This window comes from Photobacterium aphoticum, from assembly GCF_001029435.1.
Taxonomy (GTDB): Bacteria; Pseudomonadota; Gammaproteobacteria; order Enterobacterales; family Vibrionaceae; genus Photobacterium; species Photobacterium aphoticum.
Map to the genome: position 1 here is coordinate 1 of NZ_LDOV01000077.1, position 453 is coordinate 453.

1 rRNA gene is annotated in these 453 nt (G+C 44.4%); it reads right to left on the bottom strand.

Annotated elements, in window-relative coordinates:
* Positions 1–159 (bottom strand): 16S ribosomal RNA (locus tag ABT58_RS23115); the annotation flags it as partial.
* Positions 160–453: the final 294 nt, after the last annotated feature.

The window sequence follows — 453 nt, forward strand, 5'->3', positions numbered from 1 at the left end:
TCCCCCACACTAAGGCATGTTCCCAGGCATTACTCACCCGTCCGCCGCTCGCCGCCCATCAACGCACCCGAAGGATTAATGTTGTCGCTGCCGCTCGACTTGCATGTGTTAGGCCTGCCGCCAGCGTTCAATCTGAGCCATGATCAAACTCTTCAATTAAAGTTTTGGCTCAATGAATACTGTTAATTCATCACAATGTGATGAATGAATTGACTGTGCTCTCCTCTTCTTCAGCTCAAGGCTGTTTCCGATTCGAATTGGTCACTAGTATCATTGATAAATCTTTTTTGACTATCTATTCAACGAGTGCCCACACAGATTGCATGGTCAAATTGTTAAAGAACGTTGACTTTCAATGCGTTAGCGCTGTGCACTTCCGCAAGTCAGGCTGCGTATAATACGCGTTTCTGATATTCAGTCAAGACAAAATTTTCATCTTTTTCAGTAAAAGGA